The organism is Chitinophaga ginsengisoli, assembly GCF_003014595.1.
In the GTDB taxonomy this organism is placed as follows: Bacteria; Bacteroidota; Bacteroidia; order Chitinophagales; family Chitinophagaceae; genus Chitinophaga; species Chitinophaga ginsengisoli.
In genome coordinates, this window is sequence record NZ_PYGK01000011.1 from 89,113 (window position 1) to 107,834 (window position 18,722).

At 47.0% G+C, this 18,722-nt stretch carries 7 protein-coding genes; 3 read left to right on the forward strand and 4 right to left on the reverse strand.

Translation table 11 applies throughout. The features are described 5' to 3' along the window. Positions 1 to 261 precede the first annotated feature (261 nt). Both CLV42_RS23190 and CLV42_RS23195 read right to left on the reverse strand, forming a co-directional pair. A complete protein-coding gene (locus CLV42_RS23190) occupies positions 262 to 1,344 on the reverse strand; it encodes a hypothetical protein (RefSeq protein WP_106604312.1) in 1,083 nt (360 codons plus the stop codon). A gap of 837 nt (positions 1,345 to 2,181) precedes the next feature. Continuing rightward, positions 2,182 to 3,477: a cobyrinate a,c-diamide synthase gene (locus CLV42_RS23195; protein ID WP_106604313.1), complete on the reverse strand. Its 1,296-nt coding sequence runs from the start codon at positions 3,475 to 3,477 to the stop codon at positions 2,182 to 2,184. Between the two features lie 29 nt (positions 3,478 to 3,506). On the opposite strand from CLV42_RS23195, the gene CLV42_RS23200 reads away from it, so the two are divergent. The 3 genes from CLV42_RS23200 to cbiB are packed head-to-tail and all read left to right on the forward strand — an operon-like array spanning position 3,507 to position 6,933. Then, positions 3,507 to 4,985, forward strand: a complete 1,479-nt coding sequence (locus tag CLV42_RS23200; RefSeq protein ID WP_170117617.1) for a cobyric acid synthase — start codon at positions 3,507 to 3,509, stop codon at positions 4,983 to 4,985. Continuing rightward, positions 4,982 to 6,007: a pyridoxal phosphate-dependent aminotransferase gene (locus CLV42_RS23205; protein ID WP_106604315.1), complete on the forward strand. Its 1,026-nt coding sequence runs from the start codon at positions 4,982 to 4,984 to the stop codon at positions 6,005 to 6,007. The genes CLV42_RS23200 and CLV42_RS23205 overlap by 4 nt, the downstream gene beginning before the upstream one ends. After that, entirely contained in the window at positions 5,989 to 6,933 is a 945-nt protein-coding gene (gene cbiB / locus CLV42_RS23210; protein WP_106604316.1) for an adenosylcobinamide-phosphate synthase CbiB, read from the forward strand. The genes CLV42_RS23205 and cbiB overlap by 19 nt, the downstream gene beginning before the upstream one ends. Positions 6,934 to 7,056: 123 nt before the next feature. On the opposite strand, the gene CLV42_RS23215 is transcribed toward cbiB, so the two are convergent. Both CLV42_RS23215 and CLV42_RS23220 read right to left on the reverse strand, forming a co-directional pair. Beyond that, positions 7,057 to 14,097 (reverse strand): RHS repeat domain-containing protein, encoded by a 7,041-nt coding sequence (locus CLV42_RS23215; RefSeq protein WP_394337226.1) that lies wholly within the window; start codon positions 14,095 to 14,097, stop codon positions 7,057 to 7,059. Between the two features lie 1,119 nt (positions 14,098 to 15,216). Beyond that, on the reverse strand, positions 15,217 to 18,711 hold the full coding sequence (locus tag CLV42_RS23220; RefSeq protein WP_106604318.1) for a hypothetical protein: 3,495 nt from the start codon (positions 18,709 to 18,711) through the stop codon (positions 15,217 to 15,219). Between the last annotated feature and the right edge of the window lie 11 nt (positions 18,712 to 18,722).

An 18,722-nucleotide genomic window follows, 5' to 3' on the forward strand; every position in this document is an offset into this window, starting at 1 on the left:
TATGTTGCTGGTGCTTCCGGGTCAACGTGTTTAATGCTCGTGATTGTTGTTCAAATGCTGCTGTGATTCTGATGTAAAGGTGCATCAGATAAAATAGGATGGCAAGCGTATAAATACCTGGTTTACTGGTAGAAAGTACTATACTTTGAAAACGGGCAATACGTCAAAGCGCTCCCACAGTGGAGGTATGCTGATGGCCGGAGATGTTAATGAGATCATCGGCAGGATCCTCCACATGCAGGAGCGTTTAAAACCGCTCAGTTAATGCCCTTCCTCTGTCAGCTGGGCTTTTACCCCCCAGCCACCGAACGTTTCAGATATCGCGATCAGCAGTTCATTTCTTCCTTTTTGCAGGGGTAGGTATAGGGCATCCCAGTATCCTATTGTGCCAAGAAAGCGATAGTCCCGGGTAATAAATTCATCGTGTCCTTCGTACAATAACCGGCCGTTCAGATATACACGTGCCTTGTCGGAGAATCCGAAGTTCAGTTTCTGGATACGCGCTGCCTGCATATCAATCACTTTGCGGACAAACACCGTATTCTTTTCCTCAGTCACGCCCGACAGCACAGCCACATTGGTGATACCATTGTGGTCTGCCCAAAGGGTTTTCCAGTGAAGCAATGCTGTATCCGTTGCAAGCAGCTTCGTATGTCCGTCCACCTGCTTTTCGCTGAATACCGTACTCACCTCCCAACTGGTGATCGTACCGGCCGGTAGTTTGGGGAACTGCCGGGTACTCCTGATGGTAACAGCATCGGTGGGAGTATAGACAAAGTTGCTGTACCATGCCACCGCATCCCAGGGATTGGCCAGGGAGATCATCCCGGCGGCTGGCTCCCGGTCGAAGGGATTAATGTATAATACCGGCTCCGTTCCATTATCAAAATAGATCTCTGCTTCCTTCTCCTTCACCACCATTTTGATGTGTAACCAGCGGTCGAAGGGCAGTACGACTGCATTATTGTAACCGGCGCCGTAATATAGCTGAAAGCCCCCCTCGCGATTGTATACGGGTGTATATTGCATGGCATCAGGATTACCCGACTGGTGGGGACGCAGATAATACTCTTCAAAGTTGGCATCGTCCTGCATACGGAAATCAATACCCGGGAAGTAACGGGCTTTGGACAACGCAATATCGAATTCAATAATACCATTCTTAAAATTGGCATCTGCCAGCAGGGCATTGCCCGATTTCAGTCTCAGGGCGGGCTGTCCCAGATGGGTTTCCTTTACCGCTTCCTGCCCTGTGATTTTCCAGCGCGGTGAATCAAACGGGACAGCAGTCTGGGCCAGGGCATTAAACGAAAGAAAGATCATGATAAGCAGCAAACGATACATAACGGGTTAGAAAGGTTTTAGTGATGGAAAATGAAACTTCGGACGCGCATCCAGAGGTAAATTAATACATCCGGACAGTTTGCCCCGTTGGCTACCGGAACAAGTCCGTTCAAGTTGGTTCAAGTTCATTCATTACATATCTTATTGATTATCAATTTACGCCCACCAAATAACTGTTTCACCCCTTCTGTCCATTTCACCCCCACCGCGGTGGGAATCTCAAAATGCAAATATTGGTTCTATCCGGTGGGGATTCGGTGAAGGTTCGGTGAAGGTTAAGTGGAGGCTATATCCTATAGGCCCATTACTATAGCATTATAGGCACTTCCTATAGCCACGGCTATAGAATAGTGCCTGTAATGTAGGACCAGAGAGCCTATAGGATATAGCCTCCACTTAACCTCCACCGAATCTCCAGCGAAACAGATCGGACTCCTAGAGGAGTCCCCTTATTTGTAGCGCGGAGGTTCGTTAACCCCGGAGAAGGGAACGGGTGCAACCCCATGAATGACAAAATAAACAGACGTAATCATTCGCTCTGATAGGACTCCGTTAGGAGTCCCTTTGTTTGTAGCGCGGGGTTTCAACCCCGGGAAACGAAATGTGAACGCGGGGTTCGTACCCCCCGGGAAACGAAATGTGAACGCGGGGTTCGTAACCCCGGGAAACGAAATGTGAACACGGGGTTCGTAACCCCGGGGAAACGAAATGTGAACGCGGGGTTCGTAACCCCGGGAAACGAAATGTGAACACGGGGTTCGTAACCCCGGGGAACGGGATGATAACCCCGGGAAACGAAAATGAATGCGGGATGATAATCCATTGGAAAACAACACGTTAAAACACCTGCAGCCAATTCGGGTTTTCCCCCCAATAGAAGTGTATATAAGACGCTACCACGTTATCCTTCCTGTATACCGGAGTCGTCACCTCTTTCCCCCTGGCATTGAACACCTTCCCTATCTTCGGAAGCGCCTCCGTCTCCGTACAACCGGAATAGTGAAATTCATGCCCTTTAAAGCGATTTAAGCCCATTTCTACGTCCCGGTAGCCCAACGACAGCTTTGCGTCTTTCATCGTCGTTTTAAGGCCTAAAAATCCCACCATCGGATATTCCTTTCCGGTACTGTCTGCCAGGGTCTCTCCCAGGTACATCATGCCCCCGCATTCCGCGATCACTTTTCCCCCCTTGGCACAATAGTCCAGGATGGAGGTCCGCATAGTCAGGTTGGATGACAATTGCTCCAGGAACAATTCGGGATACCCTCCAGCCAGGTAGAGCAGATCTGTTGGCGGTAGCATGAAATCGTACAGGGGACTGAAAGTTGTCACCTCCCCCAGGCTTTTCAGCATCTCCAGGTTTTCTGTGTAAGTGAAGTTAAACGCCTCATCCATAGCAACGGCTATTTCCAGGGTACGGGCAGGGGGTAATATTGTCTGAGCGGGTACCTGCGGTACAGGCCTCTGGGTGATCTTCAGTAACTGTTCAACATCCACCGTTTTACTGATGTGGGCGGCCGCCCGTTCTATAATAGTGTTATAATCATGCTCAGGGGAAATGGCCAGTCCGAGGTGACGGGAAGGGATCTTAATATCATCACTGGCAGGTACATAACCCAGCGGGGTAACACCGATATCCTCACAGGCATCTTTCAGGAACTGGTAGTGACTCTCCGTATTCACAAAATTGAAGATCACTCCGGCTATCCGCACCTGCGGATTAAAATGCATGAAACCATAGATCAGCGGTGCCACTGAATAAGCCATCGCTTTCGCATTCACAACCAGTATCACCGGGAGATCGAGGAGGATGGAGATCTCGGCGCTGCTGCCTTTCATTCTGTCCGCCCCGTCGAATAATCCCATAACACCTTCCGTGATCACCACATCTGCCCCTTCACTGTATTTTGCGTACAGCGATCGCAGATGCCCTTCACTCATCATGAAGGTATCCAGATTTATACTTTGGGAGTGCGCCGCCAGCCCATGATGTTTGGTGTCGATATAGTCAGGACCACACTTGAACGGCTGTACTTTTAAGCCCCGGTTATATAACAGCCTTAACAGGCCCAAAGTGAGTGTTGTCTTGCCGGAATGACTGGATGGTGCTGCAATTAAAAACTGAGGCTTCATTCCGTCAAAGATAGTACATTCGCAATCTTATGCAGCAACTAAGGTCCATCATGTTTGCCGGCACTGCATCGGATGTTGGCAAAAGTTTTATCAATACAGGCTTCTGCCGCATTTTCAAACAGGATGGTTACCATCCCGCTCCCTTCAAAGCACAGAACATGTCGCTCAACAGCTACGCCACACCGGATGGCTTTGAGATAGGACGCGCACAGGCCGTACAGGCGGAAGCCTGCGGTATTCCCTGCAGCACTGATATGAACCCGGTGCTGTTAAAACCTACGAGTGACAAAGCCTCACAAGTGGTCCTGCTGGGCAAGCCAGTAGGTAATCAATCCGCCTATGACTACTTCATGGGCAATAACAAACAGGAGCTCTTCAAAGAGGCCAAAGCTGCCTACGACCGGCTATATACGCAATATAATCCCATTGTAATGGAAGGCGCTGGTAGCATCAGTGAATTAAACCTGAAACACCGCGACATTACTAACATGCGTATGGCGCTCCATGCGAGGGCTGATGTATACCTGGTAGGTGACATTGACCGCGGTGGCCTCTTCGCCAGTGTATACGGCACGATGGCACTGTTACCACCGGAAGAAAAACAACTGATCAAAGGGATCATCATCAATAAATTCAGGGGTGATGCACGGCTCTTTGAATCCGGTAAAACCATGCTGGAAGATCTTTGCGGTGTACCGGTTGTCGGTATTATCCCCTATCGGAAAGATATCTATGTAGAAGAAGAAGATTCCGTTGGATTGGAACACAAACATAACCAACTGGCCTCAGGTAAAGTGAATATAGCTGTGGTATTACTTAACCGCCTCTCAAATTTCACTGACTTCAATGTACTGGAACAGGACGGGCGTGTACACCTGTTCTACAGTAACAACCCTGCGGATATCGAAAAGGCGGATATTATCATCATCCCCGGCAGCAAAAACACCATTGCCGACCTGATTGATATTAAGAACAACGGTGTGGCGAAAGCGATCGTGCAGGCACACAAAAGCGGTAAAACTGTGATTGGCATCTGTGGTGGTTACCAGATAATGGGCAGCAGTATCGAAGACCCGCATCATGTGGAAGGCACGGTAGAATCTATGCCGGGGCTGGGCATTCTTCCCATAAAAACAATCTTAACAGAAAATAAGGTCACAGAGCAATGCCGCTTCTACTATAAAGGCAATACTACTCCGTGCAACGGATACGAGATCCATATGGGCATCAGCACTGCTACCGGAGCAGAAAGTCCACTCAATAAAACCATCACCGGCAACAGCGATGGTTACTTTTTGAATCAGCATTGCTGGGGAACCTACATTCACGGTATCCTGGACAATGCTGTTGTGATAGATGATCTGCTGAAAGCACATACCACACAGCAGTCGTCCGCACCTTTTGACTATTGGGCTTTTAAAGAAGCCCAGTATGATAAACTGGCACAGCACCTGCGCGAGCATGTAGACATAGCATACATTTACGAACAACTAAAGAAGAAGGGATGATCAACGGCCACGGAGACGACAGATACCTGTTTAATTACAACATCATTGCTGACTTCAGCTCCAACGTATACTACGAAGGTGTTTCTACAGGGCTACAACAACACCTGACGGACAGTCTGCGGAAGATCAACAACTATCCGGAAGCAAATGCGCAACGCTTACAAAAAGCTTTAGCTGATTGGCACGGACTGACACCGGCACAGGTACTGGTCACCAATGGCGCCACAGAAGCTTTTTACCTGGTAGCGCATGCATATCGCAGGAAATCAGCGACTATTGTCATTCCAGCTTTTGCTGAATATGAAGATGCCTGCGTCGCAAATGATCTGCAGGTAGATTATCTTTCCTGGGATGACCTACAGCCCGATACAACCTTTCAGACAGACACTGTCTTCTTCGGTAATCCGAACAATCCTACCGGCGCTATATTACTCCCGGCTACTATAAAACAGTTACTGGAACATAACGCCCGGACAATGTTCGTGATCGATGAGGCGTATGTTGATTTTACGGTGGATGTTATCTCGATGATTCCCTCCCTTCATCATTATCCGAACCTCATCATCATCAAGTCCCTTACAAAAACCTATTCCATTCCCGGATTACGTTTAGGTTATATACTCAGCAGTGAGGCTATTATCAATAACATCCTTCCTTCCAAAATGCCCTGGTCTGTCAATGCCCTGGCTATTGAGGCGGGACTATATATTGCAGCACATCGTCAGGAAATGGCATTGCCCGCGGTAGATCTGACATGGGATACATTTCATCTCATTGGCGCATTGAGGGCCATAGGTGATATCTCCATCCGGCAAACACATACAAACTTCTTCCTTTGTCACACAGCCAAAGGCACTGCGGCAGCGCTGAAACAATTCCTGTTACAAACAGCAGGCCTGCTGATCAGGGATGCGTCCAATTTCAAAAGCCTGACGCCACAACACTTCCGCATTGCTACACAGCGGAAGGAACACAATGTATTACTAGTAAAAGCAATCAGGGCATGGATGGAAAATTTTTGATGGTCGCTATTCCCCTTGTAGCAGGGTACCTGCTGGATCTGTTATTAGGAGATCCCAGATGGTTGCCACATCCTATCCGCCTGTTTGGCAATACCATCAGTAAAGGCGAAAAACTGCTGAATACAGGAAGATATAAAGTACTAAAAGGAGCATTGCTGACAATGCTGCTATGCGTGTTGGTATTCAGTTGCTTCTATTTTACACAACGTTGGTTACTGAGCATCAGCACACCCGCTTATTATATCTTCGCCAGCATCTTCGTCTTCTACGGCCTTGCCAACAGAAGCCTACTACAGGAAGGTAAAGAAGTCTTTGACGCCCTGGAACATCGGGGCCTTGAAGCAGGACGTAAACGCCTCTCCTGGATCGTTGGCCGACAGACATCTGCCTTAAACGAAAACCAGATCCGGACAGCTGTATTTGAAACACTCTCCGAGAATTTAAGTGACGGTGTCATAGCGCCCCTGTTCTACTACGCCGCCGGCGGTATACCCGCTATGATGGTCTATAAAATGATCAACACCCTCGATTCCATGATCGGGTACAAAAGCGAGCGGTATTTTTACTTCGGAAAATTTGCAGCCAGACTGGATGATGTGGCTAATTTCATCCCGGCCAGGTTAACGGCGTTGCTGATGGTGTTAGTGACGTTCAGCAAACAAGGAATGGTATATATCCTAAAATACGGGCATCAGCATGCCAGTCCGAACTCAGGTTACCCCGAAGCGGCACTGGCAGGTATCTTGCAATGCCGCTTCGGAGGCCCGAATACTTATCATGGGCAGGTGGTGGTCAAGCCGTATATCGGCGAGGTACCACGGGAGATTGCGCATGAGGAGTTAAAGAAGGTGATGTATGTGAATCATGCGGTGACCGCAGTGATGATCTGCCTTCTTTTGCTGATCGATATACTGTTGAAATCTTAATCCTGCAGCCAATCGTTGCGGTACTTCCATTAACCGGCAAACCGGCTTATTAATAAAGCAACGGGGCAACAGCTAACGCTATTGCCCCATTCCTGTTTTTCATTTGTACTTCTTTCTAACAGATTAATGATTCGGATAAGTATTACTATTATAACCAGGTATAGTATAATCTGGTGTCGGCGTCTGTCCCTTCTGGAATGTGGTCATACCAGGGGAATATATAGGCGTCGTACCAGCTGTCGGATAAAAAATATCATTCAGATTAAGCATCCATGTATTTCCTGAAGCATCTCTATTGGTTGATGTTCCCATTATATCAGCAGCTTTCAACATCGCCTTGCTACCTAAAATATTACCATAGAAACTCCTCTTTTGAAAAGCACTTACTCTAACGCCTGTCCTATCAGCCATTTTTTGCGCTAAACTATTTTCGGGCTGAGGCGACGCCGTGGAAAAATTCTTAAGGTCCACAGCAGCGCCTGTCCTGCAGGCATAAGAATTTATATTCGCAGATGTCATGAATGCGTTGGATGTCATTAGTGCGACAGATTGCGCATTAAACGAATAGGCAGCTTGAACATTTGCATTACCATATCCAAATTCAATAGCATTCGGAACACCATGCGAATATATATCGATCGATTGTATTAAATCGCCTTTCCTACGGTCTGAAATAGATGACTTATTATTTATATCATGTGTATTGAAATAATTCACCATTTCACTCGAAGAATTGAGAATCTGGAAATTTATACCTCTGTCTGTACTCCATGTCTTCATCTGCTGCAATTGCTTTGACGTATAATTCTGCCGGTAAACCATCCATGTAAGCGGGGCATCTTTGTCATTCGCTTTGTATCCATCAAGACGTTTCATGGCGGGTAAAATAAAGTTCAATTCGTACCTACCTGCGCCTTCTGCCGGTTTAGGCTCCTCTGCCCCTGATACTACAATCCTTTCTTCTTCGCCATCAAGATCTATAGCAATGATCGGCTTATTACCCGCGAATTGATAAGGCGTATACCAGGGATATTGCTTGGTCAAAGGGTCTACACTCAAAAACTTCCCTAACCTCGGATCATACACCCGCATGCCGTAGTCCTGCTGGTTGCCCTCTCCTTTCACTTCATTATCATTCTCCTTCCCATTAAAGCCAAATCTGTACGCATTTCCATTACCACCTCTTCCCGGCACTTTCATTCCAAACGCATAGTACTCCTGGGTCGATGCTATGTCAGGTTCAAAATAGCTGATGGTGGTACTATCTTTTGAAATTGCCCGCTTCTTGTCCGATACTGTTGCCAGTACGTTACCTAGGTGATTGGAAAGCTCAAAGAATTTCTGACCGCGTATAAAACCGACATTCACCCCGTTACCTAAGCCAGGCAACGGCGCTGTCTGAGCCGGTGGAATGTTTTGTACGTCGATATTAGATGTATAAATACCCAGCCGCCTGCTTCCATACAAATGGGCTTCGGTGCGCGTAAGGTCTCCGTTATTAACAGCATTATCACCCTTGGTATATACACTCAATACACTTCCTGACCCATCCCGCACATACCATGTCTGTATACCATTTACACTTTTACTGATGCGGTTACCGGCAACGTCATATGTATAACGGATAACAGTTCCGTCTGTCTTTGTGATACTGGCGATCTTTCCATAAGCACTCCAGGTTATATTACTGATACCTGCAGCACTATCCTTCACAAGATTGCCAATAGCATCATAATTATAGTTACCTGCAGGCTGATCATCAATATCGTTATCATAATTAGCCGGACGCACCGTATCACTTACAAAACTCAACCTGTTAATACCCGGCAGATAGTTATACGTAAGCTGATCCATTGCCAGCGGCTTGCCGGCAAAAGTATTGTTACCATTACGGCTATAGGTCTGAATATTACCGTCTTCGTCATAGGTAATTCCTTCTTTGAAATCCTGTATCACTGCAGGCGTCCATTTATTAGTAGTCGTATTCAACCCACGTACTGACTGTGTGCTCTTGATTCGGTTCACTACATCATAACTATACGTCGACAATATGGATTCTCCTAAAGCAGGAATATGCTGACTACTTGCCGAAATATTCCCATTAAAAAGGGGCTTAAACCCGGTTCCCTCAATCGGTGCAAAAGGAACAAGACTGCCGACCGGACTATAATCCCTCATACCATAGTAATATAAACTAAATCCGATAGCATCTTTTGCTACGGCACTACCTGCCACACCATCCTTACCCATATCTGTGCTGCCCCCGATAGCAGTGGTATTCACTCCTTTCAGCCATCCCTGCAAGGTATAAGCATAGTCCAGCCCCTGCACCTGCTGTTGTCCTAACACCATTCTTGCCAGCTGACCATGTTTGTAATAAGTGTAATAGGCATCATTCTCCCAGTACACACTATCCCTGCTGGTCTCCACATTAATCAGCCTGTTCTCTGCATCGTAAGAATAACGATGATAGAATGCATCCGCTTGTGACGGTTGATATGCAACGTGATTTGTCTTCCCACTAATCAGATCATATTTATAAACAATCCTCTTAAACCTGTTCCCTGCATCAGCCATGCCGCCCTGCTTATAATCCTGTAACAGCGTATCCACATTACCATGAATATCATAACTGTAAAACGATGCCGCAGTATAATTACCAGATGCCAGATTAGTAACGTTGCTGTACAAAGCGCTCCAGGAAACCCTGTTGCGTAAATTACGCGCCGAAAGTACCAACTGGGATAATGGTGCATACGCAACGTCATAAGCGGTCTTCGTCACCTCAACACGTGTGTTACCTCCACTTGATACCCATTTCGTAAATGTAGTGGCGTCAAAGTAGGTATAATATGCAAGCGGATTCACACTTGTCAATTCACCCGTTTCGACAATACGGCCTAAAGCATCATATACAAAGTACTTGTAATTCCTCGGGGCCTGTCTTGCATTCTGTGAGGCAACCATTCTTCCCAACCTGTCATACCAGAAACGCTCAATCCCTCCATCCGGCGTTTGCTGTTCCACAACCTGATTCAGGGTATTATACCTGTATTGTGTAATCTTTGTATGTGCAGGAATACGCTGCTGTCCCGCTTTACGTGCAGCCCGAACGCTATTTAACCAGTTATCCGACCTGTCAAGCACGACACCTGCCGGAGGTACCGTTTTTACAAGGTTACCTGCCTGATCATAATAGTACAGGGTATAATGATACTCACTGGTATTATAATTTACGGTAAACACCTCTTTATTAACAGCCTGTAAACCAGTATTGATATAATCCTGTTCAAAGCTGCCCTTGATTGAATCACGATAAGCCTTGTACAGTTCCGTGCCTTTGCTGACAGCAAAGAACTCATTGTCAGAACAGTTGTTGATCTCATTTACATCCACCGGGGCAAAAATAGGCGCAGACTTACCACATAACAACGGACCGTCGTAAGGGGCGGCAGTGCTGTCACCGGTAGCCGGAGGCTGGGCCGACGCTGTACAAAATCCTGGAACAGCCCCACAATTCACGATGAACATACTATCTATCTCCTGAGCACTAAAGTCTCGGTCTTTCGTTGTACCCGAAGGAACATACCAATAGTTAAACATCCGTACCCATTGCTCGCAAACGCTGGCCCTGTAATAAACATAGGCAGAGGGCGTGGCTGTGCCGGTTGACGGTATATTGCTGAAGGTGAAAACGCAGGCATTATTTTTAGCGCCTGCTTCCGTTGCCTCATCTAACCTGAGTATCAGACCATAATCCTTTCCTTTCAGGTATTCGGCATACAGGTCCGCTATCAGCTTAGTGGCGTCCCAGCTGGTAATGCCAGAGATTGATCCTGCTACCGGAGACTTAGGTATCGTAAGTCTGTTCTCCGTAGTAACTGCAGGCAATGTCGCAAAGGTTGTCACTCCCGGTGTAACAGGTCCCAGCGCCCGTTCAAGATAACCAAACATGCTGCCATCGCTGCTATAATGAGATGTTATTTCAGAAAAGAAATCTGCTGTTGGATTGGAGGCTTTCGCGTACATATAAAACGGAGCATAAGTGATACGGGCATTCCTGGGCATCAGACTCTGCCCCCAATTAAATATCAGATTATCCCTTATTATAAACATCCTGTTACTACTGTCCTTCCACACAGCCGCTGCAAATGCTTTGGTTCCAGGATATGCCGTCCTTCCATCTGTAGAAATAACATGCGTTCCTGTCAATCCATATATATTCACCGTAGTCTGAATAGAATCTCCTACCAGCAATGGCATATACTGCTTCACAAATTCGTTCTTGGCCCAGGTCAGATTAGCACACTCAGTCGGATTGGGCGGCGGCGGAGTCTTGTTCGGACAACTATCTCTGAACTGAAGATATTCCCATGCCTGCTTATTAAAGCCAAGACGGTTATTCATATAGTTAGCAAACACCCTGTTCCTCTTCTGCTGAAAAGTATCCAGTTCAGTCTTCAGCGGTGTAAAATCAGGATATGCTGATATATAGCTCTGATACAGATCTTCCACCACCTTGCAGGATACACATACCTCTCCGCTATTACACTGCAAAGCCGGAGGGATATTGATCACCTTCTGGAAATAGGTACAGTTGTTTGTCGTATTACATGCATTCAGCAACTGGGTCAGATCAGCATCTGTCATATTGATCTGCCTTGTACGTGATAAATACCCGGCGAAACTGCCATCTGTAGGTTTACCATATTTGAGGTACTCCGCACGTAAGCCATTCAGCTTGGCGCATTCACAACTATCAGGTTTGGTGTAGATAGGCTTATTCGTATAAGCCAGCTGTTTATCATAAGGAGCCGGAGCGGTTATCATATCCGGATAACAATCCCATGAATTGTTAATGTTATTCTGCTTATTGTACGCATCCAGCACCTCCTGGAAGCTCTTGTACGTATTCGTACTACCCGGTTTTACCGAACTGGATCCCATCGGATGGGATACATCGGAACCTTCCTTACACACCTGCACCAGTCGCGGTATAATGATATTCAAAGCTGCCTGACTATACTTACAAGGCGCGAGCTGCTGTACCCAGGCTTTCGCATAGGCGTTACAATTGTCATCATAAGCCTTTTGCAGCGCCTTATTAGCAGAATCTGTAGCCGCCGCTCCTGTTGGATTATTGTTCAGATAACCCAGTCCATTCTGTCCCAATGCATCTGCTGCATTGTTGAAGTTGAGCTGCTTACCGGCTGTTATCAACTGCGCAGCAGTAGGGTTCACCACTCCCGCCGGACAAGCCGCATTCTTTATCTTATCGCTCAATATACCCTGCTTCACCGTCTGGTACAACTGGCGGAAGTTTCGCCATGCCATATCCAGATCTGCCGTACATAAAGTAGCTTCATCAAAGGCCTTTGCCGGCGTATTATAAGTATTGATACAGGTACTGCTGTTATCCGGACACTTTACCGTAATGGTCGCTATACTCCATAGTGAAAGGATATTAGCGCCACTTCCCCCATTGAAATTATTCAGTTTAGCATCCAGCGCAGTTTTATTAGCGCTGCTTTCTGCTGCAAACGGATCTACCGCGGTAGGGTTCATATAGCCTGCAGCCTTTGCATCCGCATAGGTATCGACAGCTGCAAAAGCCCTGTCCCAGCTGTAGCTGGCTGCATGCTTCTGGAATTCCAGCCACTTACAATATTCAGGATGGAACTTTAGCAACGCTGCTGCCCAGGTAGGTTTGAATTTGGCAGCAAATTGATCCGGACGCAGTCGCTGCGGTATTACATAACTATTGCTTAACTCGTCATACACCAGGTCAGGCTTACCTGCTTCATCCAGGTAAGTCACCGTATCCCGTTTATAGATAGGAAGGGTATTTTCATCCTTCTGGTAGAAGATGGAATAGATATCCAGGGTATCATCCGGATTGGCGTATTGTCCTGATGGTGCTGACAGATCCAGCAACATCGCATTCCTGATATCTGTGATGTCGGTGGTCTTGTTACACAAAGCATCGCAAGCAGCTACCGCTTCCTGGTAGGCGGCTAAAGCCTCTCCACGATACGCCGCAGAATCAGCTACTGCAATAGCAGCAGCTTTCATATACCTCGCCCTGAAATTGTCCCATGTACCCAGACTATCCTGGCAGGCAGCGCAATCAGGCGTACACTTTGTATTCAATAGAAAGTCGCGCTGTTGTTGTATAAACTGATCCAGTGTAGTACAAAGGTTCTTCTTCATAAATACACTATCCCTGTAATAATCCATCGCATCCCGTCTGATGCTCAGTTGTTTGGTGATCTGGTAAGTACCCCGGGAAAGACGTTTGGTGAACGTTACATTGAAAGGTGTTGGTGCGGTACAGTTGGCAACGATCGCCCCTGTGTAGTTGCGGATAATCGTATCAAACGCTTTACCACCCAACCGCTGATTATAAGCATCATCTGTGATGGTGATCCGCAGATCATACAAGGCGTTATAACAAACGGTGTTATTATTACAATCCTTTTTCTGCAGCACCGGCGGCGTCAATGTATACTTAAACTGGTAATCGCCATCAACAGGCACCAGCTGACTCTGCGTACTCTCCATTACCATGTCAGTGATCACATTGCTGCCGGCGCGCGATAAGGTGTCTGTTACCGGGAACTGTGCATAAGAACTCAGATTGTCCATCGCCGCACTGTCCGGCACGCCCGCCAGCGCTGTGGCTATGGTACGTCCATACATATCAAGGTAGGTAATCCCGATCTGTCCATTGGCATCCTGCACCATGTTCTTGAAATAATGTTGCCTGTCGCCCGCATCAGTACCAAACAATACGTCCAGGTCATTATCACCCGGCGTACCATAGAAGTACCGGGCCTCGTGTTTGCTACCTAATTTGAACACTGGTCCTACACCGCCCTGGCGACTGATCCTGCCGGTATTATCCTGCGTATACTCCGTTTCTGTGAACGGATATTGCCCGGCATTAGGAATGAACTGATTTACGCCTGTATTCCTGTCAGGATTACTGGTTGAATAATACTGGGACGCCCCGCTGGCATTAGACATCGGGGATGCACTACTGGTCAGATAGGCCGAAGGCGCCGTTAGTTTGTCGTAATAACTCTTATCATATTCAGTACCACCGGTATTAGCATTGAATTTAGGCGTATATCGCATTACAGTGTTCAGAGATGGCGTTGGCATTACCTGTACGGTGGGTCTTCCCTGATAGTCATAGAAAGTCTCGCCTACAATGGTATTGTTCGTCACGTTGTCTTTCGTAACAGTCTGCCGTTCTCTTAAAGAACCATCAAAGTAAGTAACCATCGCCTTACGCTTTCCTTCTTCCGCATAAGCGACAGACGACTGCCAGTTCATCAACCGCTGATGACCGCCAAAAGAGAAGCTACCCAGGCCGCCTGAATAATCGGAACTCCACGCGGTCTCTATTCTCGCCTCCCTGCTTTTCTCCTGCACCGCTCTTACCCTGTAGAAAAGGATACCTCCATTGTCATACAGCAATGGAATGCGGTAAGTGTTACTGGAAATGGTAACACGCGATGTATTGTTCCTGAACAACACGGTAGCGTTAACCGGGTTACCATACCTGTTGGCCAGGTATGCCGATGAATCGACATATGCCCATTCCAGGTCATACACATTCGCTCCGGTCACTACCGGCCATACAACGGTCAGTTCATCTGTAGAATCAATATTGGCGATGCTGTTGGCACTAATGCTCTTCACTGCATCATCCGTACAGGACAATTTATAAACGGGACGTACCTGCATCTCATTATCCAGCACCAATGCCGACATCACCCTTGCTGGTGCAGTACCGGTATTCACGCTTACAATCTTCACTGTTACCTTGTGCGCATTATTGAACACAAAGCTGCTACGGTTCGTATAACTGGCATTCACATCATAGTTAATACTCAGGTCCTTCTCTACGGAATCTATCGTAAAATTCGGCTTTGTATAAATGATCCTGGCCTTCACAGTGGCTGTGAACTGCGCGGGGAGGTATACACCGGCATATTCATTGATACGGAAGGTAACAATGTTCCTCACGTAATAAGGTGTATCCAGCTTAGTGATCAGGGTCGGATTAAAATATGCGCTGTCCTGTACAGTAACAACTGAATCTTTCACCAGTTGTTGTTTACTGCCATCCAGTGTATTCTTCAACAGGGTTATATTGCCGGTCTGTGCCTGGCTGTATCCTGCCATCAGCAGGAGCAGCATTGTCAGACACCATTGAACGATCTTTCTTGGCAAAAAATGCATAATATCTTATTTAGAGCGGTATTATGTTATCTATTACTTTATCAGGGCATTTCTGGATTCCTTGAGCATCTTAATGCCGCTTTCCGTTTCTTTCTTCAGCCTGATGAGCGTACCATCATCATCATACTCATAGAAAGTAGCATAGTTATTTTCATCCAGTTCTGCCATTATACGGAGGTCTGAAGGACTATATACAAATGACCGCATATTGGCATTGTAAGGATGAATGCGCAGATCATCCAGGTATACGGTAGAAGTGCCTGTAGCAAGCAGTGTTACTGTCAGCGCAGTCGCATCTGCAGGTACATCCACTACCTGCTCATACCGCTGCCAGCCATCGATGATCCCTCCTTTTGGAAAAGCAGTCACTGTTGTACTCGTTGCGCCTCTTTTCACGACGATGCTCATCTTGTTGCCTGTATAAGTGATGCCTTTGCAATCCTGCTCTTCCTTTACCCAGGCGCTGACCAGGAGTTGTTTTCCTGGCAATGGAGAATATATAGGCAGAATAGCATCCTTCCCTGTACGTATGCTCCCCAGCACCTGTCCCGTTGTGACACAACTGTTCGTTTCCTTATTAAAAGCGAGGTTAAACGTCGTACCATTATCAGGCAGAATGTCTGCAGCGATACCGGCGCTTTGACCAGCGGCTATACGCAGACTGTATTTACCGGTGTGCGATTGTAAAGAGTCGAGATTATTCCTGTAACCTGAAAAATCAAAGCTGCGCCCACCACTGCAGGATGTATCACAGTAAGTGCCACCAAAGAAATAGTCTTCAAAACCTTCATAAGCAGCTTCTCTGTAACGACTGTTCTGTACCACCGCTACTGCGAGTGCATCATCAAAGCCATAAATACCGGCATTGAAACGATCCAGGGGATCTTTATTCTCCAGCTCCAAACCTCTTTTATTAAATAATGTGCTTTCGCTGGTCCATACCCAGCGACTCGAATCATATAATGGCTGAATACCCGTAGCGTTTGGCTGCCAGAAGGACTTAAAGTCCTTAATAGTACCATCTGCACGGAGGTTCGCTGTCTGTGCAGTACTGCTTTCTGTTCTTGCGCCATAATATGAATACGTTTTCTGCGGACGCCAGTTACCCATCAGACTATAGGCATAAGGATTCACGCTGGTGTCGGTTACGGCGCTGTAACAACTCAGGTTATAAGGCGCGAGCTTCACCTGTACGTCAGCTTGAATAGGTTGCATACAGATATCTGAATAGATAGTAGCATGATAATTCCCTGCACTGTTGACGGTAACAGGAGACAATACAGGATTCTGTAAAGTGCTTGTAAATCCGTCGGGGCCTGTCCAGGCATAGGTAATTGCGGTAGTTGGCAGGTTAATGATACTAAAGCTGATGCTTTCCCCGATACAATATTCCGGCTTGTCGCTCTTTGCCAGTTCCGCTGTTTCGAAGTCGATTATTTTCAGGGTCTGTACGGCGGCACTTCCACATTCGTCTTCCACGCGTACATCATAGTTCTGATCTTTCATGAGGGTGTAAGCGCCTCCGGAAGCAGCCGTACTGAACCTTCCGGTTGTGTTGACAGCCCAGTACGGACCGGTAGCCCCATTCCCCTGTGCAGCCAGTTTATAGGTATACACGCCTGATTTTATTTTACTGCCGCCAATAGCATTGGCCTGGATAGTACCTGAATTGTCCGGTTGACCAGGACAGATCCATCCCAGGGAATTATTGACATCAATCAGTAGTGGCTGATATTTAAAGTTGATGTCTTTCAGCGTTGCACCATTTCCATAAACACTGAACTCCTGCACCACTGTAGGATAGGCCGACATACCAATACGGTATGTGCCTTCAGATGGCAATAAAAGCGTATCCCCGGATGTAACAATACTCCTGTCGAACCCGACTGCACCTAATGGGCCTCTGAGGAGCTGGAAATAAGCCTGCTGCTCAACACCTTTATACATAGCCTTACCGTTTGGTATAACTGCCAGTCCCGTACAGGTCTGTTGTGTAACAACATCCCAGGTGTACCGGTAAACGTCATTCTCCGTTACAGTTACCGGAATATCATAAGTACCACAGGTATCAGTGAGCCTGAAGAGGTAACTGCCCGGATAAAAATAACGCCTTGGATTATCATCACTGATGGAAGCCAGCGAACTGGAAGCCCCGTCGACAGTAACATTAACAGCATAGGTATAATTAAACGGACTGCTTATCAACTTTATGTTCAAACCTACTGGCAATAAGCCTCCGGGCCTGCTAAAGGCGAAAGCGACGGCACCATCATTGCCGGTTATGCCTTCGTTGGATTGTAAATTAACTATGTAGGGATTGGCTGGCGGTGCTGTGACGTTCAGTATGTAATTATCACGCAACTTCGCACCATCTACAGTGGTGGCGTTAAAAGAGTAGTTGCCGAATGGAACGTTCTTTATCGTTCGCCGCAGCTCCGGTACTTTCAGTGTATCATACCGCATCGCATTGGTAGATGTGTTCTTCAGGGTCACGTAAACAGGATAGCAGACGATCCCGGCAGTATCGACAAAATATCCTGCATTAAAATCCCGGTTACAATTGTATTCAGCATAATTGCTCATGCCCGGCATAGGTATCACAAAGGGAACAACCGTTTCATCACCACATGGTGTTCTGAAATAGTAGGTGACTGTATCCCGGTAAGTGCTGGCAAATGTCTTACCTGCAGGCAGCGTGATCGTATCAGTGGCCCCTAATGTTCTGTAAGGAGATTTTGCTGCGCCACGATAAGATACGCTGAAAGTCAGCGGCGTGGCGCCATCAAAATACGGCCGGTATGGGCTGGTAGACAGAATAGAGGGCGATCTGAAGATAATTTTGTTACAGGTGTTCGTGACCTTCCACGGCTGCTGAAGTCCCACATCATTGGCTGACAACTGCCTCAATTCAGTAATACTAAGCGTTTGTGTAGAAGCAGCGGCGCTACAGGCATCCGTCACTGACAATGTATAATCGCCTCCCCACAAACTATCGATCATGAAACTGGTCGTTGCTACAAAAGTTCTCCTGCCTATGTAAGCAGCCGGTGCATTGGTAATAGTCACCGTATAAGGCGTTTTACCATTGTTGAGCGTCACATATGCCTGCCCGGTATTACAATGGTACAGGGTGATCTTGTTCTGGGCTACTGCTGCTTTAAAAGGCACATAAGTACCAGGCACCGTCACATTGACCGTGGCAGATACCTCCTGGCTGTTACAGATCCCTTTTGCCACTGCCCGGTAGCTGCCCGCCGGTATATTCTCAAACACGGAAGAAGTACCCGGAGATACGGAATATCCGCCTGAACTAAGCGGTTCAAGACTGTACAACATATTGCTGACATTACCGGCTCCTGTACCTGTAAAGGACAGCGTGATCTTCCCGTTGGCAGCACAGGTAGATTCCTGGGCCGCCGCGCTGATACCCCAGGAGGTACATTGCGCATGCACGGTGCCTGCTGTCCATAACAGCAACACCAACAGCAGAACGAGATATTTATTTTCAGTTATTAATGTACGTTTCATAGTATCACAGA